The following is a 13,866-nucleotide window of genomic DNA, read 5'->3' on the forward strand; positions in this document are numbered from 1 at the left end:
ATTAAGAGTAAAATAGGCTTTTTTAGGTGAAATTTCGCAAATAGCGTATCTGTCAAATATTGATAAAGAATTTCAATATTTTTTACTATCAAAATGAGCCAAATAATGAAAAAACTAAAGCATTTTTTTAAACTTGCTTTTAACTTTTTTGTTATAATATCCCATCAAAAATAAAAGGGATATTTTTTATCCGAATTAAGGTTTTAAATTTGAGAGTATATTTAGATAATAACGCCACAACGATGGTTGATCCAGAAGCTTTTGAACTTATGAAGCCGTTTTTTTGCGAAAAGTACGGCAATCCAAACTCACTTCACAAATTTGGCTCAGAGACCCACCCAGCGCTAAGAACAGCGCTAGATCAGCTCTACGCCGGACTAAATGCAAAAGATAGCGATGACATCGTCGTTACCTCATGCGCAACTGAGAGCAACAACTGGGTTGTAAAAGGCATCTACTTCGACAAGATCGCAACTGGCGAGAAAAAACGCATCATCACAACCTCAGTCGAGCATCCAGCCATTTTGGCAACTTGTAAATTTCTAGAAAAATATGGCGTGGATCTTACAGTCTTAGACGTAAATAGCGACGGCATCGTCACTCCAGAGCAGCTAAGAGCTGTCATGGACGAAAATGTCTCACTTGTCGCCATAATGAGCGCAAACAACGAAACTGGCATGATCTTTCCTATAAAAGAGCTTGCCAAAGTTGCCCACGAATACGGCGCTTTATTTCACACTGACGCAGTGCAAGCAGTTGGCAAGATAAAGATAGACGTTCAAGACTTAGACGTTGATTTTCTAAGCTTTTCAGCGCACAAATTTCACGGACCAAAGGGCGTTGGAGCGTTATTTATAAAAAATAGCATGCCACTAAGTAGCTTGCTTCACGGTGGCGAGCACATGGGCGGACGCAGAAGCGGAACACTTGATGTACCGGGCATCGTTGGCATGGGCAAGGCGCTTGAACTGGCAAATAAATTTATGGACTACGAGCACTCACACGTTCGCCGTTTGCGTGATAAACTTGAAGACGCGCTACTACAAATTCCTGACGTTAGCGTCGTCGGCAAAAAAGATCAGCGCGTGCCAAACACTATCCTAGCATCTATCAAAGGCGTCGAGGGCGAGGCGATGCTTTGGGATCTAAATAGAGCTGGCATAGCGGCCTCTACCGGCTCTGCCTGTGCGAGTGAGACGCTTGAGAGCAATCCTATCATGGAGGCAATCGGCGCTGACAAAGAGCTAGCTCACACCGCGCTTAGACTCTCACTTTCTAGGTTTAACACAGAAGAAGAGATCGACTACGCGATCGAGCAGATAACAAAGGCTGTAAATAGGCTAAGAGGCATATCAAGCACATTTGCATACGCCCCAGAGTGGCATAAGAGTGGATTATAAAATTTAAAGGAAAAACATGGCAAAAAATAACTTAATCGGCGGCTCTATCTGGGATGAATACTCAAAGGTAGTCCAAGATAGGATGAATAATCCTAAATTTATGGGCGAACTAACCGAAGAGGACGCCAAAAAAGCAAACGCAAAACTTATCATCGCTGACTTTGGCGCAGAGAGCTGCGGCGATGCGGTCAGGCTCTACTGGCTCGTTGATGAGAAAACTGACAAGATAATAGACGCTAAATTTAAAAGCTTTGGCTGTGGCACGGCGATAGCTAGCTCTGATACAATGGCCGAGCTTTGCATCGGCAAAACAGTCGATGAAGCGGTCAAGATCACAAACCTCGATGTCGAAAGAGCTATGCGCGACAACCCAGACACACCAGCTGTGCCACCTCAAAAGATGCACTGCTCGGTTATGGCATATGACGTTATCAAGGCAGCTGCTGCAAGCTACAAGGGCATAGACCCAGAGCACTTTGAAGATGAGATCATCGTTTGCGAGTGCGCTAGAGTGAGCCTTGGCACGATCAAAGAGGTTATAAGACTAAACGACCTTCACACGGTTGAGGAGATCACGCAATACACAAAAGCAGGCGCATTTTGCAAATCATGCGTTAGACCTGGCGGACATGAGAAAAAAGACTACTATTTGGTTGATATCTTACGCGATACTAGGGCTGAGATGGAGCAAGAGAGGCTCGAAGCTCAAGCAAATGCTCAGGCAAACAACACGCTTAGCGACGTTAGCTTTGAGAGCATGACGATGGTTGGCCAGCTAAAAGCGATCGAATCGATCATCGATAAAGAGATCCGCCCGATGCTTATGATGGATGGCGGAAATTTAGAGATCATAGACATTAGAAACGACAACGGCGAAAATATCGACGTTTATATCCGCTATCTTGGCGCTTGCTCAGGCTGTTCAAGCGGCTCGACTGGCACGCTTTATGCGATAGAAAATGTCTTGCAAGAGAGCCTAAGCCCAAAGATCAGGGTTATGCCTATATAAATTTATCGAACGGCTTCTTTTGGAGCTGTTCGCCTCCACTAAACTAAATTTACCACCTAGACAATTTAAATTTATTCTTTTAAAAATTTCAAAATTTCACTTCTAGTCTGCGCCAAATCACCCACAAATTTCTTCTCAAACTGAGATCGGTTAAATGTTCTCTGACGTTTAGCAAGCTGGGCTGTGTGCGTGGCGATAAGCGTTTCTAGCTCGCTTTTTGAAATTTCATCCTCCAAAAACTGCTTGCACTCTTTTAGACCTATTGATTTTAGGGGTTTTGGCTCGCTTTTATACTTGTCAAATAAAAACTTCGCCTCATCTATCAAGCCCTCATCTAGCATATTTTTCGTTCGCTTTGCGATGCGAGCTCTAAGCTCATCTTTATCCCACAAAATTTCAAATATCGCAAGCTCTTTTATGACGCTCTCTTTGGTATTTTGCTTTAGCCAAATGCTTGGGATTTGCCCGCTAAATTTATAAATTTGATACCATTTTTCGAGGCGATAAGAGTCATTTTGGCTAAATTTACTTGCAAACTCGGGGTCATTTTGTAAAGCTAGCTCGTAAATTTCTTCGTTGCTTAAATTTAGCTCGCATTTTGGCACGTCTGGGGCAAGACCGCTAAGCATCGCCTTTAGATAAAAGCCGCTGCCTCCTGTGATGATGAGCAAGCACTCTTGCGAGCGCGCAAATTCCTTTGCGTTTTTGTAAATTTCAAAAAATGCCCCAACGCTAAATTCCTCATCAGGGTAAATTTCATCCACTCCAAAGTGCCTTACAGCCCCCAGCTGCCAAGGCTTTGGCTTTGCGCTGGCGATATCTATCTCTTTATAAAGTGCTAGCGAGTCAAGGCTCAAGATGACGCCACCAAATTCCTTTGCCAGCTCAAAGGCTAGATCGCTCTTGCCGCTTGCCGTGGTGCCAATTAGTGCTAGCTCGCCAAACAAGCTTAGCCCTCGTAAAGTGAGCTAAATAGCAAAATTTCATCGCTTTGCTCGTTACTTTTGCCCTCTTTTATGAGATCAGCCAAAACGCCTGCAAAGTGCGGTGTAAAGCTTAGTTCGTTTAGCCCGTATGCTTGGTTATAGAGTAAATTTTGATATGTCTCATCTCGTCCGATCGCTGGCTTGTCGTTTGAGCTAAGAAGAACGAAATTTGCCCTAAAACTAGGCTCTTTTAGCTCGCTTATACTAAGGTGTCTTTTTAGCTCGTTTAAAAATGCGTTGATCTTTTCTGTTTTTACAAGCGTATCGATCGCGCCCACTTGTAAATTTGTGATGATCGTGACGCCATTTTTGGTTGGATAAATTTTGGCAAACATATCATTTAAAATGATCGGTTTTTTAGGGATCTGACCCTCGCTTAGCACAAGATCGATCGTGTAAAATTTAGCCAAAATGGCGCTTAAATTTGTCCCAAGCTTGCTTGAAAGCTCCAAATTTCTACTAGCCACGACAAAGCTATCAGCCTCGTATTCGCCAGCACTGCCAACAGCCTTTTGAACGGTTTGCCCCTGCGTTTTTAGCTCATAAATTTCATCATTTATAAACTGCACTCCAAGCTCATTTAGCTCGCTAACAAGCGCCTTTTTTAGCTCTCCAGCGTCGATGCTTGCGTTTTTAGCTAAATTTAGCGCCCCTTTTATGTTTTTGTTTATCAGACCAAAATTTGCTAGCTCACTATCCACGCTTAAAATTTCTTGCTCGCTATCAGCGACCCTTGTCTCATCAAGCCTCTTTTTAAAGCTCTCATCTTCGCTGAAGATGAGATAAACGCCACTCTCATCAAAATTTATCTGCGGATATTTTTCGCTTAGCTCTTTTAAAATTTCAAAGCTCTTTTGTCCAAATTTTTTAAACAAAATTCTCATTTTTTTGTCGTGAGCCTTTGTTGATTTAAGCGTGAAATTTGCCATCCAAGCTCTAAAGTTTTCATTTAAGCAAAGCGCTATATCAAGCTCACTTTTTTTACTAACTAGCCCCAAAAATGAGCTAGATATCGCTCCATCTCTTGCAAGTGCTGGGGTGTTAAATGGGGTTAAAATTCCGCTTTCAAACTCATCTTTTTGGTTACTAATAACTAAAATTTCTTCGCCCTTTTTAGCTAGCTCAAGCGCCGTAAATAACGCACTAAAACCATCTCCGATAATCGCTATTTTACTCATCATAACCCTTCATTTTAAATTACTCTCGCAATGATAATATAAATTTAGATTTAAAGCAAAATGGTGTAAAATCAGACACTTTTTAAAAAGATGGAAATTTATATGATCAAAAAGCTAAAAGATATCGCAGAACTCATCGTTTTTAAGCACTCGGTTTTTGCCCTGCCCTTTATCTTTGTGGCGATGATAGTTGCGAGCAAGATAGAAAATGGCTCAGCTTGGTTTGGCTTTAAACTGCTTATTTTAGGCACTATTTGCGCGGTTAGCGCTAGAAATTTCGCCATGGCATTTAACAGATACCAAGACGAGGACATCGACAAGCTAAACCCACGAACCGCAAGCCGTCCAAGCGTAGATGGACGTATCGGCAAGGGCAATATGCAGCTTTTCATCGTAGCAAACGCACTTATCTTTATCATCTGCGCTTATTTTGTAAATTCGCTCGCATTTTGGCTAAGCTTCCCCATACTTGCCGTGCTTGGCGGATATTCGCTATTTAAGAGATTTAGCGAGCTAGCGCACTTGGTGCTAGGCCTTAGTCTTGGACTTGCTCCGATCGCTGGCGTGGTCGCAGTGAGCGCTGCTATACCGCTTTGGAGCGTGCTACTTTGCCTTGGTGTGACATTTTGGGTGGCTGGATTTGACCTGCTCTACTCGCTTCAAGATATTAAATTTGACCAAGAAAACAAGCTCTTTAGCATACCAGCCATTTATGGTGACAAGGCGACACTATTTTTATCAGCCATTTTTCACGCCTTAGCTTTTATACTTTGGCTACTTTTTGCTTGGGCGGCTGGGCTTGGAGCGATGGCATTTTTTGGCATTGTGGTAAGTGGCGTGATATTATTTTTCGAGCATAGGATCGTAAGGCGCGACTTTAGCAAGATAGACAGGGCGTTTTTCACGCTAAATGGCTACTTGGGAATTTTATTTTTCATCTTTGTTTGGATAAGTGTATTATGAGCGAAGTAAGGCTTTTTAAAGCGCCTCTTAGCATGGTTTATGAATGCGACAGAAGTGGGGATGAGAAATTTTTAAGAGAATTTAACTCTATCTTGCCAGGTGACGAAGATGCGCTTGGAGCGTGGCTAAAACGAGCCAAATCACGCGGCGAGACCAAAGAGAGCGACCAAGTCTTGCTAACGCTTGTCATCGAGCTTCATAGAAAGATCGACGCGCTTAGTGATTATATAAAAAATGAGCACAAGCAATACTTGCCACTAAAAGAGAGCGCAGATATCGATGAGATCGGCTTTACGCATATAAAAATAAGCGAAGATAAATTTAAAAAAGATGAAATTTACTACGCAAGGATCGCGATGCCTATCTTTCCAAAGAGAAATTTGAGCCTTTATCTAAGGGCGGAGGATAAGAGGCTAGCAAAGATAGAGAACATGCACGAAGAGGACGAGGCCGACTGGAACGCTTACGTGACGGCTAGAGAGCGTGTGATGATAAGAGAGCTTAGAGCGAATTCGTAAAGGAAAAATATGGAAATTTACATTTTTTTAGGTTTTGGCATCGTTTTAGCGATAATAATAGCTTTGATATTTATAAAAGATAACGAGACAAATAAGAAATTTGCAAGGTACGAGCGTGCCATAGAGAGCGCCATACAAGAAAACTATAATCTCAAAAAGCAGCTGGCCGCACTAGCAAGCTTTAAGCCTGATGACGACGAGCAGCTAAAAGATGTAAAAGATGAGCTAAAAGAGCAGATAAACGAGCAGATAAATGAAAAAATCGTGCCGATAATCCGCGCTATAAAGAGCATCGAGCGAGTGATAGATGACTTTGCAAACGAGCAAAAAGATAGGATGTTTAACCTTGAGGAGCGAACAAGAGATATCAATAAAATCGCCCCGAGTGTTATAAATGAAGAAGAGCAGATCCTAAAGATGTTTAAAGATGGCAAAAGCGCAGCCATGATCGCTAAAGATCTTCACGTGGGTATGGGGCGAGTTGAATTTGTGCTTAAATTTCATAAATTAGCCTAAATTTGGGCTAATTTTAAAAGACAAAACTGCTCTTAAACTACAAAAATTAGCTTAAATTTTTATTTAAATTTAAATCTTTTAACATATAATTGAAAAATTAATAAAAGCTCTAACCAAGCTTAAAAAAGGTGCTTTATGCTAATAGATAAATATGGTCGGGTTGTTGATTATTTAAGAATTTCTGTGACGCAGCGTTGTAATTTTAGATGTAGATATTGCATGCCTACGACGCCATTTAGTTGGACACCAAAAGAGAATTTACTGACATTTGAAGAGCTGTTTTTATTTGTCAAAGTAGCTATCGATGAGGGTGTGAAAAAGATCAGGATCACAGGCGGCGAACCACTCGTGCGCAAGGATTTGGACGTCTTTATAAAGATGATAAGCGATTATAAGCCAGACATCGATCTAGCACTTACGACAAATGGCTTTATGCTGCCGCACTTTGCCAAAAGGCTAAAGGACGCTGGACTAAAGCGCATAAATATGTCGCTTGATACGCTAAATGAGCAAAAGGCTAAATTTATCGCTCAAAAGAGCGTCTTACACGAGGTTTTGGCTGGCTTTGAGGCGGCACTTGATGCTGGATTAAAGGTGAAGATAAACACAGTCGCGCTAAAAGGCTTTAACGACGATGAGCTCGTAAATTTGTTTGAGTTTGCTAAATTTAGAAATTCTCAGATCAGATTTATAGAATATATGGAAAACTCACACGCCAAAGAGGATCTAAAAGGGCTAAAAAGCGATGAAATTTTAAATATCATCTCTCAAAAATATAACATCACAAAAGATGAAAAGTTGCCAAACGCACCTGCGTCTATTTATAGGCTTGATGACGGCTATAAATTTGGCATCATAGACCCCCACAAACACGACTTTTGCGAGAGTTGCAACCGCATCAGACTAAGTGCTGAGGGGCTTTTGATACCTTGCCTTTACTTTGAAGATGCACTAAGTATCAAAAAAGCAGTTGCAAATGGCGATATTGTCGCAGCGAGTGAAATTTTAAGGCAAGTACTAGCTAACAAGCCAAAAGAGAACAAATGGGCTCTAGGAGCTGAAAATGAAACCTCTTCAAGGGCCTTTTACCAAACTGGTGGTTGATGAGCAAAGAGCTAGAATTAGTTGAGGCATTTTTAAGCATCCAAGGCGAGGGCGCTTATCAGGGCAGGCTCGCTGTGTTTTTACGCTTTTTTGGCTGCAACCTAAACTGCTATGGCTTTGGCGTAAAGACAAGGTCTTTAAAAACAGGCGAAGAGCTTTTGGGATGCGATAGCATAAGAGCCGTTTTTAAGGGACATTTTCACCATAAAAGATATAGCGCAGATGAAATTTTAAGCCTAGTTGATGGGCTATGCAAAGGCTTAGAGCAAAAGCCGATCATCGTTTTAACAGGCGGCGAGCCACTCATCTGGCATCAAAATGAAAATTTCATAAATTTGGTAAGAAATTTGCTTATAAATTACGAGGTGCATTTTGAGACAAATGGCACGATCTTGGTTGATTTTAATAAATTTGAAATTTATAAAAACTGCCATTTTGCACTTGGCGTAAAACTAGCAAATAGCGGAGTTAGCGAGCAAAAACGCATAAATTTAGATGCCATTTTAGCTATCAAAAATAACGCTAAAAGCAGCTTTTTAAAATTTGTCCTCTCACGCTTTGACAAAAGCGAGCTGAAGGAAATTTTATATATAAAAAATAGAGTAAATTTGCCAGTTTGGTGCATGGCGATGGGCGCAAATGAGGACGAGCTAAGCAAAAATGCTCTAAAAACAGCGCAATTTGCCATAAAGCATGGATTTAACTACTCAGAGCGTATCCACATCAGGCTTTGGGGCGACAAAGAGGGTGTTTGATGATTATTAGAAAACTTTTTAGATTTGAAAATGCACATATCGTGAGATTTTGTAGCTCAAAGCGCTGCAGGACGAGCATCCACGGCCACAGCTACGTGGCAGAAATTTTACTTAGCTCAAATTTTCTTGATAACGCTGGCATGGTCTATGACTTTGGGCTAATGAAGCAAAACATAAAAACGATCATCGATAGCTTTGACCACGCTACGACCATATATTCAGGCGATAGTGACGAATACAAAAACGACCTTAAAAAGCACTCTGCAAGGTGGATCGAGATCCCGCTAAATCCCAGTGCAGAGCAGTTTTGCCGTATATTTTTTGTCATGATCGAAAGGCTGCTTGAACTTAGCGTGATGAACAACGGCGAGCGCGATGTGAAGCTTCATAGCGTCATCGTCCATGAGACCGACACTGGCTATGCGCAGTGCTTCAAAGAGGACGCGATAAACCCGCAAATGGGCGAGATAAGGCTTAGTGATATCAAATTTTCAGAGGCGGTTATGGACGAGTGGGAAGAGAAAAATTTGCTTGAAAAGATGATAAATAAGATAAAAATAGAAAATCCAAAGGACGTTTAATGAAAAAATTTATAACCTCTTTTTTGCTTATAGCTGGCGTATTTTTGGGATGTGGAGATAAAGAAGAGGCCAAAAGTGACGTTAGTGAGCCAGTCCCTAGTGATGTTACGATAGCTCAGCCTGATGCGAATGTAACTATCGACGAGCAGCTGCCACCTGAGCCAGTCGTCGAAGAAAATGAGCCTCCTAAAGAAAAGAAATGAACGAACACTTAGGCTCGCTCTACGTTTATACTTTGCCATTTCACGTGACATTTTTTTATGCGCTACTTGCTTTAGCGGTGCTTTATCTAGCGCTTACCCAGTTTGGAGTAAGGACTAAAAACTACGTGCTTCGTATAAGGTATTTTTTGCCTATTTATCATATGCTTCTTAGCTTTTTGGTGCTAACTGGGCTTATTTTGTGGGCATATTATAGCTACGAGCCAAAATTTAACGCCATAAAAATGCTTCTTATCTTGATAGCTTTGATCGCACTTAGCGCAGTTGGATACAAAAGACTAAAAAGATACGCCGTTGCTGGCGAGCTAGAGAAATTTAAGAAATTTGCCCTTGTTAAAGGCATTTGCGACATTATTTTGATCATCATAGCAGGGATTTAGATGAAATTTTTATATGATAAAAACGCTGGCGAAGAGCGCTTAAAGATAGTAAATGAGGCCTTTTTGCACCTAAAAGCTAGAAGGGTTGAAGCAGGTGAGCGCATAAGTGTTAGAAATTTACGTGATGGCAAAGAGTACATCTACGAGATCGATGAGATAGAGCGCAGAAGTGCGAATTTAAGTCTTGTTTTTGCCAGCCAAAACTGCGAGCATAAATTTGACTTTACCATCGCTTGGGCGGTCGTTGATCCAAAGACTATCGAAAAGGCGCTGCCATTTTTAAATGAGCTTGGCGTTGGCAAGATCGCCTTTGTCTATACTAAATTTTCTCAGGCAAATTTCAAGATCGACCTTGAAAAGCTAAACTACATAAACGCACTTTCATGCGAGCAGTGTGGGAGAACGTCGCTAATGGAGTTTGAAATTTACAAAAATTTAGACGAGCTAATGAACGTTTATAAAAATGTCTCGGCCATAAATTTTGGTGGCAAAAATTTAAATGAAAAAAGAGATGATGAGATATTGATAATCGGTCCAGAGGGCGGATTTAGCGAGGATGAGACGGCTAAATTTAAAAATATCTACGGCCTAAATACAAAAAATATCTTAAGATCACAGACCGCAGTCATATCTGTGGCGGCAAAATTTCTTGCTTGATTTATTTGATTTTTAGATTAGTTTTTATATAATCAGCAACTTTTAAGGTAACAAATAGCCCAAAATAATAAAGGAAAGATGATGAAAAAAGAGATCCATCCAGAGTATGTAGATTGCACCGTAACTTGCGCGTGTGGCAACACTTTTAAGACAAAGTCAAACAAAAGTGAAATCAGAATTGACATTTGTGACAAGTGCCACCCATTTTTCACAGGCAGCGAAAAGATAGTTGATAGCGCTGGCCGTGTTGAGAAATTTAAGAAAAAATACGCTCAAAAATAAGCCTTGCTCTACTTTGTTCCTACTCCAATAGGAAATTTAGAAGATATCTCGCTTCGTGCGATCAAAATTTTGCGTGAATGCGAGATAGCTATCTGCGAAGATACAAGAGTTTGCAAAAGTCTTATAAATCTACTAAACGAACGCTTTGACGCAAATATAAATATCTCAAATTTTATCCCGCTTCACACCCACAACGAAGATGAATTTTTCGCAAATTTAAGTGATGAAATTTGGAGCAAAAATATAGCTTATATGAGCGATGCTGGCATGCCAGGCATAAGCGACCCGGGCGTTAGCCTAGTAAGATATGCTCAAAAAAATGATATCAAATATGAAATTTTAAGCGGAGCAAACGCCGCACTTTTGAGCGTCGTGGCAAGCGGACTTTGCAATAAAGAATTTATCTTTTTAGGATTTTTACCAAATACCGGCAGAGAGAGAGCCTTAGCTATACAAAATGCTCTAAGCTTAGCCTATCCGGCTGTGATCTATGAAAGCCCAAAACGCATCCTAAATTTGATAGAAAACATCGCAAATTTAGAGCCAGAGAGAGAAATTTTTGCCATAAAAGAGGCTACCAAAAAATTTGAGACCAAATTTAAGGATAGAGCCAAAAATTTAGTCCAAATTTTAGAAAAAGCAAATTTAAACGGCGAGTGGGCGGTAGTCATCTCAAAAAGCGCAAATATAGCCACTCAAAATATCACAAAAGATGAGATCATCTCACTTGACATCGCCCCAAAAGCAAAGGCAAAACTACTTAGCAAAATAACTGGCAAGGACGTCAAAAAGATCTACGACGAGCTCATAAAAGCATAAATTTAAAAGCTCAAATTCCCTCAAAAAGTTTCAAAAATTCACTCAAATTTAGAAGTAAAATAAGTTAAATTTTACTTGACTTTAGCTACCATAAGCAACCATGATAATATACGGAAAACAGCTATTTTTACATATTTTGAACAAGCGCCCACAGATACTAGAAGAGATCTATCTCTCAAAAGAGTGTGATAAAAAACTCTTCTCTAAAATTTGTGGCACTGGCAAGAAGATCATCCGCGTGGATAATCAAAAAGCTCAGTCGATGGCGCATGGCGGCAACCATCAAGGCTTTTTAGCAAGCGTTAGCGAGTTTGAGTTTTCAGACATTAGCGAGCTAAAAAAGTTAAATTTCATCGCCGTGCTTTATGGCATAAGTGACGTTGGAAACATCGGCGCCATCGCTAGAAGTGCCTATGCTCTAGGCTGCGAAGGACTAGTTATTGTTACAAAAAGTGTAAATATGCAAGGCGTTTTAAGGTCAAGTAGCGGTGCTGCTTACGAGATACCAATAGCGATCTTTGAAGACGGACTTAGCCTGCTAAACGAGCTAAAACAATGTGGTTTTAAGCTCTACGCGACGGCAAGCAACGGCAAAAATATAAAAGAGATGAAATTTGCTGGCAAAAGGGCTTTGGTGATGGGCTCAGAGGGCGAAGGCATACCGCAAAAAGCTCTAGCAAAGTGCGATGAGTGCGTCGGTATCAAGCTAAAAGACGGCTGGGACTCCCTAAATGTAAGTGCAGCTTTTGCGATAATTTGTGATAGGATGATAGATGAATGAATTAGAAAATTTAAAAGAGATAGGCATAAAGGAAATTTCGCGTAAAACGCACATTGAACCCACATTTTTACAATACATTTTTGACAAAAATTTTGAAAAATTATCACGCTTAAACATGAGAGGCTACGCCAAAATTTTACAGCGTGAGTACGGCGTCGATCTTAGCGAACTTCTCGCTGAATACGACGCATTTATGCAAGAAAACATGCCTGATGAGAGCAAAAAAACAAAAGTTAGCCCAAAAATTTCTTCTTACACACCTGAGGATGTCTCGATCCAAAGGCAAAGTAGCGGTGGTGGGGCTGGATTTTTCTTCTGGATCATCATTTTAGCTATCATCGCTGGCGGTGCTTACTACTTTGACGCTTACAAATACGTCCAAAATTTCATCGCAAGCTTAAATGAAGACAACACAAGCGTGAGCTACTCGCAGTCAAGCATCGTAAATGAAGTGAAGAAAAATATAATCGACACAAACGTAACGATCTCTCAAAACACTCCAAAGATCGATGCAAACGCTTCAAGCGTGAAAATTTCAGCTCCAGCTGAGCAAAACGTGACTGTAAGTCCTGCTAGCGTTGATCAAAATGCCCTAAAACCTAGCATGGCAGCCCAGCCAGCTCCAAAAGTAGAGCAAAACGTGACAAAGCCGCTAAACGAGGCAGTCATCACACCAAAACAACGCGTTTGGATAGGCATCATCAACCTTGAAAATGGCCAAAAAACATCAAGCGATACAAGCAAAAGTGTAAATATAAATTTAGACCAAAGACAGCTAGTCGTTTGCGGAAATGGCAACATCGAGCTTAAGATCGGCGATAAAGTGACAAAGTATAACCCAAGCCGCCCAGCTAGATTTTTAGTAGAAAATGGCGATATGAAATTTTTAACTTATGACGAGTTTGTCGAGATGAATAAGGGCAAATCTTGGTAAAAAAACTAGCCATATTTCTTCTTTTTAGCGTTTTTTCATACGCTTTTGATCTAAATAGCAGTGCAAGCGCACTAAGCAGCGGAAAAGATCTGCAAATTTCTTTAGAAAATTTAGACACTAACGGCTCGCTAAACGTCGGCGAGCTAGTCTCAAGGCTAAAGCAAAGCTCAAACTACGATGCTCTCTCATTTAGCTCAAATAGCTTAAATTTAAAATTTATAAGCACGCAAAAAGTCCCCTCAGCTCTATTTGTAAAATCGATAAATTTAGCTCTTGAAGATGCAAATATAAGTGTGGCAAGGGTAAATTCTCTAAAAAATGGCAATGAAATTTCTTATGGGATTTTAGCTCTAAAAAGTGGTGGCATAGATCCAAATTTACTAAATTTCACGCTTAGTAAAAGCGGCTTTAAGATAATGGGTTTTGATAGGCTTGATGGAAATTTAGCGCTTTATTTGGATGCTAAAAATATGAGCCTTGATGCGTCAAAAGTAAATTTTAATGAAGAGACCCCACTTGTCAAAAGTGGCGGCGTCTATATCGTCGACGTGGCAGGTGCAAGCAGCCTAAATATCATCTCAAACGAGCCAAACAAATGGGTGCCACTTGTTAGAATTTATGATAAAAACTTAAACCAAATCGATCTAAAAAGAGAAAACGAGATAAAAACTAACTACACCATAAATTTAGCTAACGACGCAAAATATGCGTTAATTAGCGATAATAACGACATAACTAACATTAAAAACGAGATAATTATCAAGCTTATAAAATAGGAGCAA

18 protein-coding genes are annotated in these 13,866 nt (G+C 40.4%); 16 read left to right on the plus strand and 2 right to left on the minus strand.

From position 1 onward, the window contains the following. Window positions 1–209: 209 nt before the first annotated feature. Window positions 210–1,400 (plus strand): NifS family cysteine desulfurase, encoded by a 1,191-nt coding sequence (locus CYP05_RS05640; protein WP_103642245.1) that lies wholly within the window; start codon window positions 210–212, stop codon window positions 1,398–1,400. Window positions 1,401–1,416: 16 nt separating this feature from the next. Continuing rightward, entirely contained in the window at window positions 1,417–2,409 is a 993-nt protein-coding gene (locus CYP05_RS05645; protein WP_004318029.1) for an iron-sulfur cluster assembly scaffold protein NifU, read from the plus strand. Between the two features lie 71 nt (window positions 2,410–2,480). On the opposite strand, the gene miaA is transcribed toward CYP05_RS05645, so the two are convergent. Both miaA and CYP05_RS05655 read right to left on the minus strand, forming a co-directional pair. Next, window positions 2,481–3,356, minus strand: coding sequence for a tRNA (adenosine(37)-N6)-dimethylallyltransferase MiaA (gene miaA / locus CYP05_RS05650; protein ID WP_103642246.1), 876 nt, complete (start codon window positions 3,354–3,356; stop codon window positions 2,481–2,483). A 2-nt stretch (window positions 3,357–3,358) separates the two neighbouring features. Then, window positions 3,359–4,573 carry an NAD(P)/FAD-dependent oxidoreductase gene (locus tag CYP05_RS05655; RefSeq protein WP_103642247.1) on the minus strand — a complete coding sequence of 405 codons (1,215 nt, stop codon included), beginning with the start codon at window positions 4,571–4,573 and terminating at the stop codon, window positions 3,359–3,361. 102 nt (window positions 4,574–4,675) lie between these two features. Between CYP05_RS05655 and mqnP the strand changes: the two genes are divergently transcribed. The 14 genes from mqnP (at window position 4,676) to CYP05_RS05725 (ending at window position 13,860) form a co-directional block, all read left to right on the plus strand. Continuing rightward, window positions 4,676–5,536 carry a menaquinone biosynthesis prenyltransferase MqnP gene (mqnP, locus tag CYP05_RS05660; RefSeq protein ID WP_012001067.1) on the plus strand — a complete coding sequence of 287 codons (861 nt, stop codon included), beginning with the start codon at window positions 4,676–4,678 and terminating at the stop codon, window positions 5,534–5,536. Further along, window positions 5,533–6,054: a hypothetical protein gene (locus CYP05_RS05665; protein WP_103642248.1), complete on the plus strand. Its 522-nt coding sequence runs from the start codon at window positions 5,533–5,535 to the stop codon at window positions 6,052–6,054. Before mqnP ends, CYP05_RS05665 begins: the two co-directional genes overlap by 4 nt. 9 nt (window positions 6,055–6,063) lie before the next feature. Further along, window positions 6,064–6,570 carry a DUF6115 domain-containing protein gene (locus CYP05_RS05670; protein ID WP_103642249.1) on the plus strand — a complete coding sequence of 169 codons (507 nt, stop codon included), beginning with the start codon at window positions 6,064–6,066 and terminating at the stop codon, window positions 6,568–6,570. A gap of 135 nt (window positions 6,571–6,705) precedes the next feature. Next, complete coding sequence (moaA, locus tag CYP05_RS05675; RefSeq protein WP_103642250.1) at window positions 6,706–7,674, plus strand: GTP 3',8-cyclase MoaA; 969 nt, start codon at window positions 6,706–6,708, stop codon at window positions 7,672–7,674. After that, the gene (locus tag CYP05_RS05680) at window positions 7,674–8,429 is read left to right on the plus strand and encodes a 7-carboxy-7-deazaguanine synthase QueE (RefSeq protein ID WP_103642251.1); all 756 of its coding nucleotides are present in this window, start codon (window positions 7,674–7,676) and stop codon (window positions 8,427–8,429) included. Before moaA ends, CYP05_RS05680 begins: the two co-directional genes overlap by 1 nt. After that, complete coding sequence (locus CYP05_RS05685) at window positions 8,429–9,010, plus strand: 6-pyruvoyl trahydropterin synthase family protein (RefSeq protein ID WP_103642276.1); 582 nt, start codon at window positions 8,429–8,431, stop codon at window positions 9,008–9,010. The genes CYP05_RS05680 and CYP05_RS05685 overlap by 1 nt, the downstream gene beginning before the upstream one ends. Beyond that, on the plus strand, window positions 9,010–9,213 hold the full coding sequence (locus CYP05_RS05690) for a hypothetical protein (RefSeq protein ID WP_009295012.1): 204 nt from the start codon (window positions 9,010–9,012) through the stop codon (window positions 9,211–9,213). The genes CYP05_RS05685 and CYP05_RS05690 overlap by 1 nt, the downstream gene beginning before the upstream one ends. Then, window positions 9,210–9,611, plus strand: coding sequence for a hypothetical protein (locus tag CYP05_RS05695; RefSeq protein ID WP_103642252.1), 402 nt, complete (start codon window positions 9,210–9,212; stop codon window positions 9,609–9,611). Before CYP05_RS05690 ends, CYP05_RS05695 begins: the two co-directional genes overlap by 4 nt. Then, entirely contained in the window at window positions 9,612–10,268 is a 657-nt protein-coding gene (locus CYP05_RS05700; RefSeq protein WP_103610331.1) for a 16S rRNA (uracil(1498)-N(3))-methyltransferase, read from the plus strand. Between the two features lie 81 nt (window positions 10,269–10,349). Then, window positions 10,350–10,550, plus strand: coding sequence for a 50S ribosomal protein L31 (gene rpmE / locus CYP05_RS05705; RefSeq protein WP_009295018.1), 201 nt, complete (start codon window positions 10,350–10,352; stop codon window positions 10,548–10,550). Between the two features lie 3 nt (window positions 10,551–10,553). Further along, window positions 10,554–11,369 carry a 16S rRNA (cytidine(1402)-2'-O)-methyltransferase gene (gene rsmI, locus CYP05_RS05710; protein WP_103642253.1) on the plus strand — a complete coding sequence of 272 codons (816 nt, stop codon included), beginning with the start codon at window positions 10,554–10,556 and terminating at the stop codon, window positions 11,367–11,369. Between the two features lie 100 nt (window positions 11,370–11,469). Beyond that, window positions 11,470–12,150: a 23S rRNA (guanosine(2251)-2'-O)-methyltransferase RlmB gene (gene rlmB / locus CYP05_RS05715; RefSeq protein ID WP_103642254.1), complete on the plus strand. Its 681-nt coding sequence runs from the start codon at window positions 11,470–11,472 to the stop codon at window positions 12,148–12,150. Beyond that, window positions 12,143–13,084 carry a phosphatidylglycerophosphate synthase gene (locus tag CYP05_RS05720; protein WP_103570513.1) on the plus strand — a complete coding sequence of 314 codons (942 nt, stop codon included), beginning with the start codon at window positions 12,143–12,145 and terminating at the stop codon, window positions 13,082–13,084. Before rlmB ends, CYP05_RS05720 begins: the two co-directional genes overlap by 8 nt. Then, window positions 13,078–13,860, plus strand: a complete 783-nt coding sequence (locus tag CYP05_RS05725; RefSeq protein ID WP_103642255.1) for a hypothetical protein — start codon at window positions 13,078–13,080, stop codon at window positions 13,858–13,860. Before CYP05_RS05720 ends, CYP05_RS05725 begins: the two co-directional genes overlap by 7 nt. The last annotated feature ends 6 nt before the right edge of the window (window positions 13,861–13,866 follow it).

It is taken from the genome of Campylobacter concisus (assembly GCF_002913545.1).
In the GTDB taxonomy this organism is placed as follows: domain Bacteria; phylum Campylobacterota; class Campylobacteria; order Campylobacterales; family Campylobacteraceae; genus Campylobacter_A; species Campylobacter_A concisus_AV.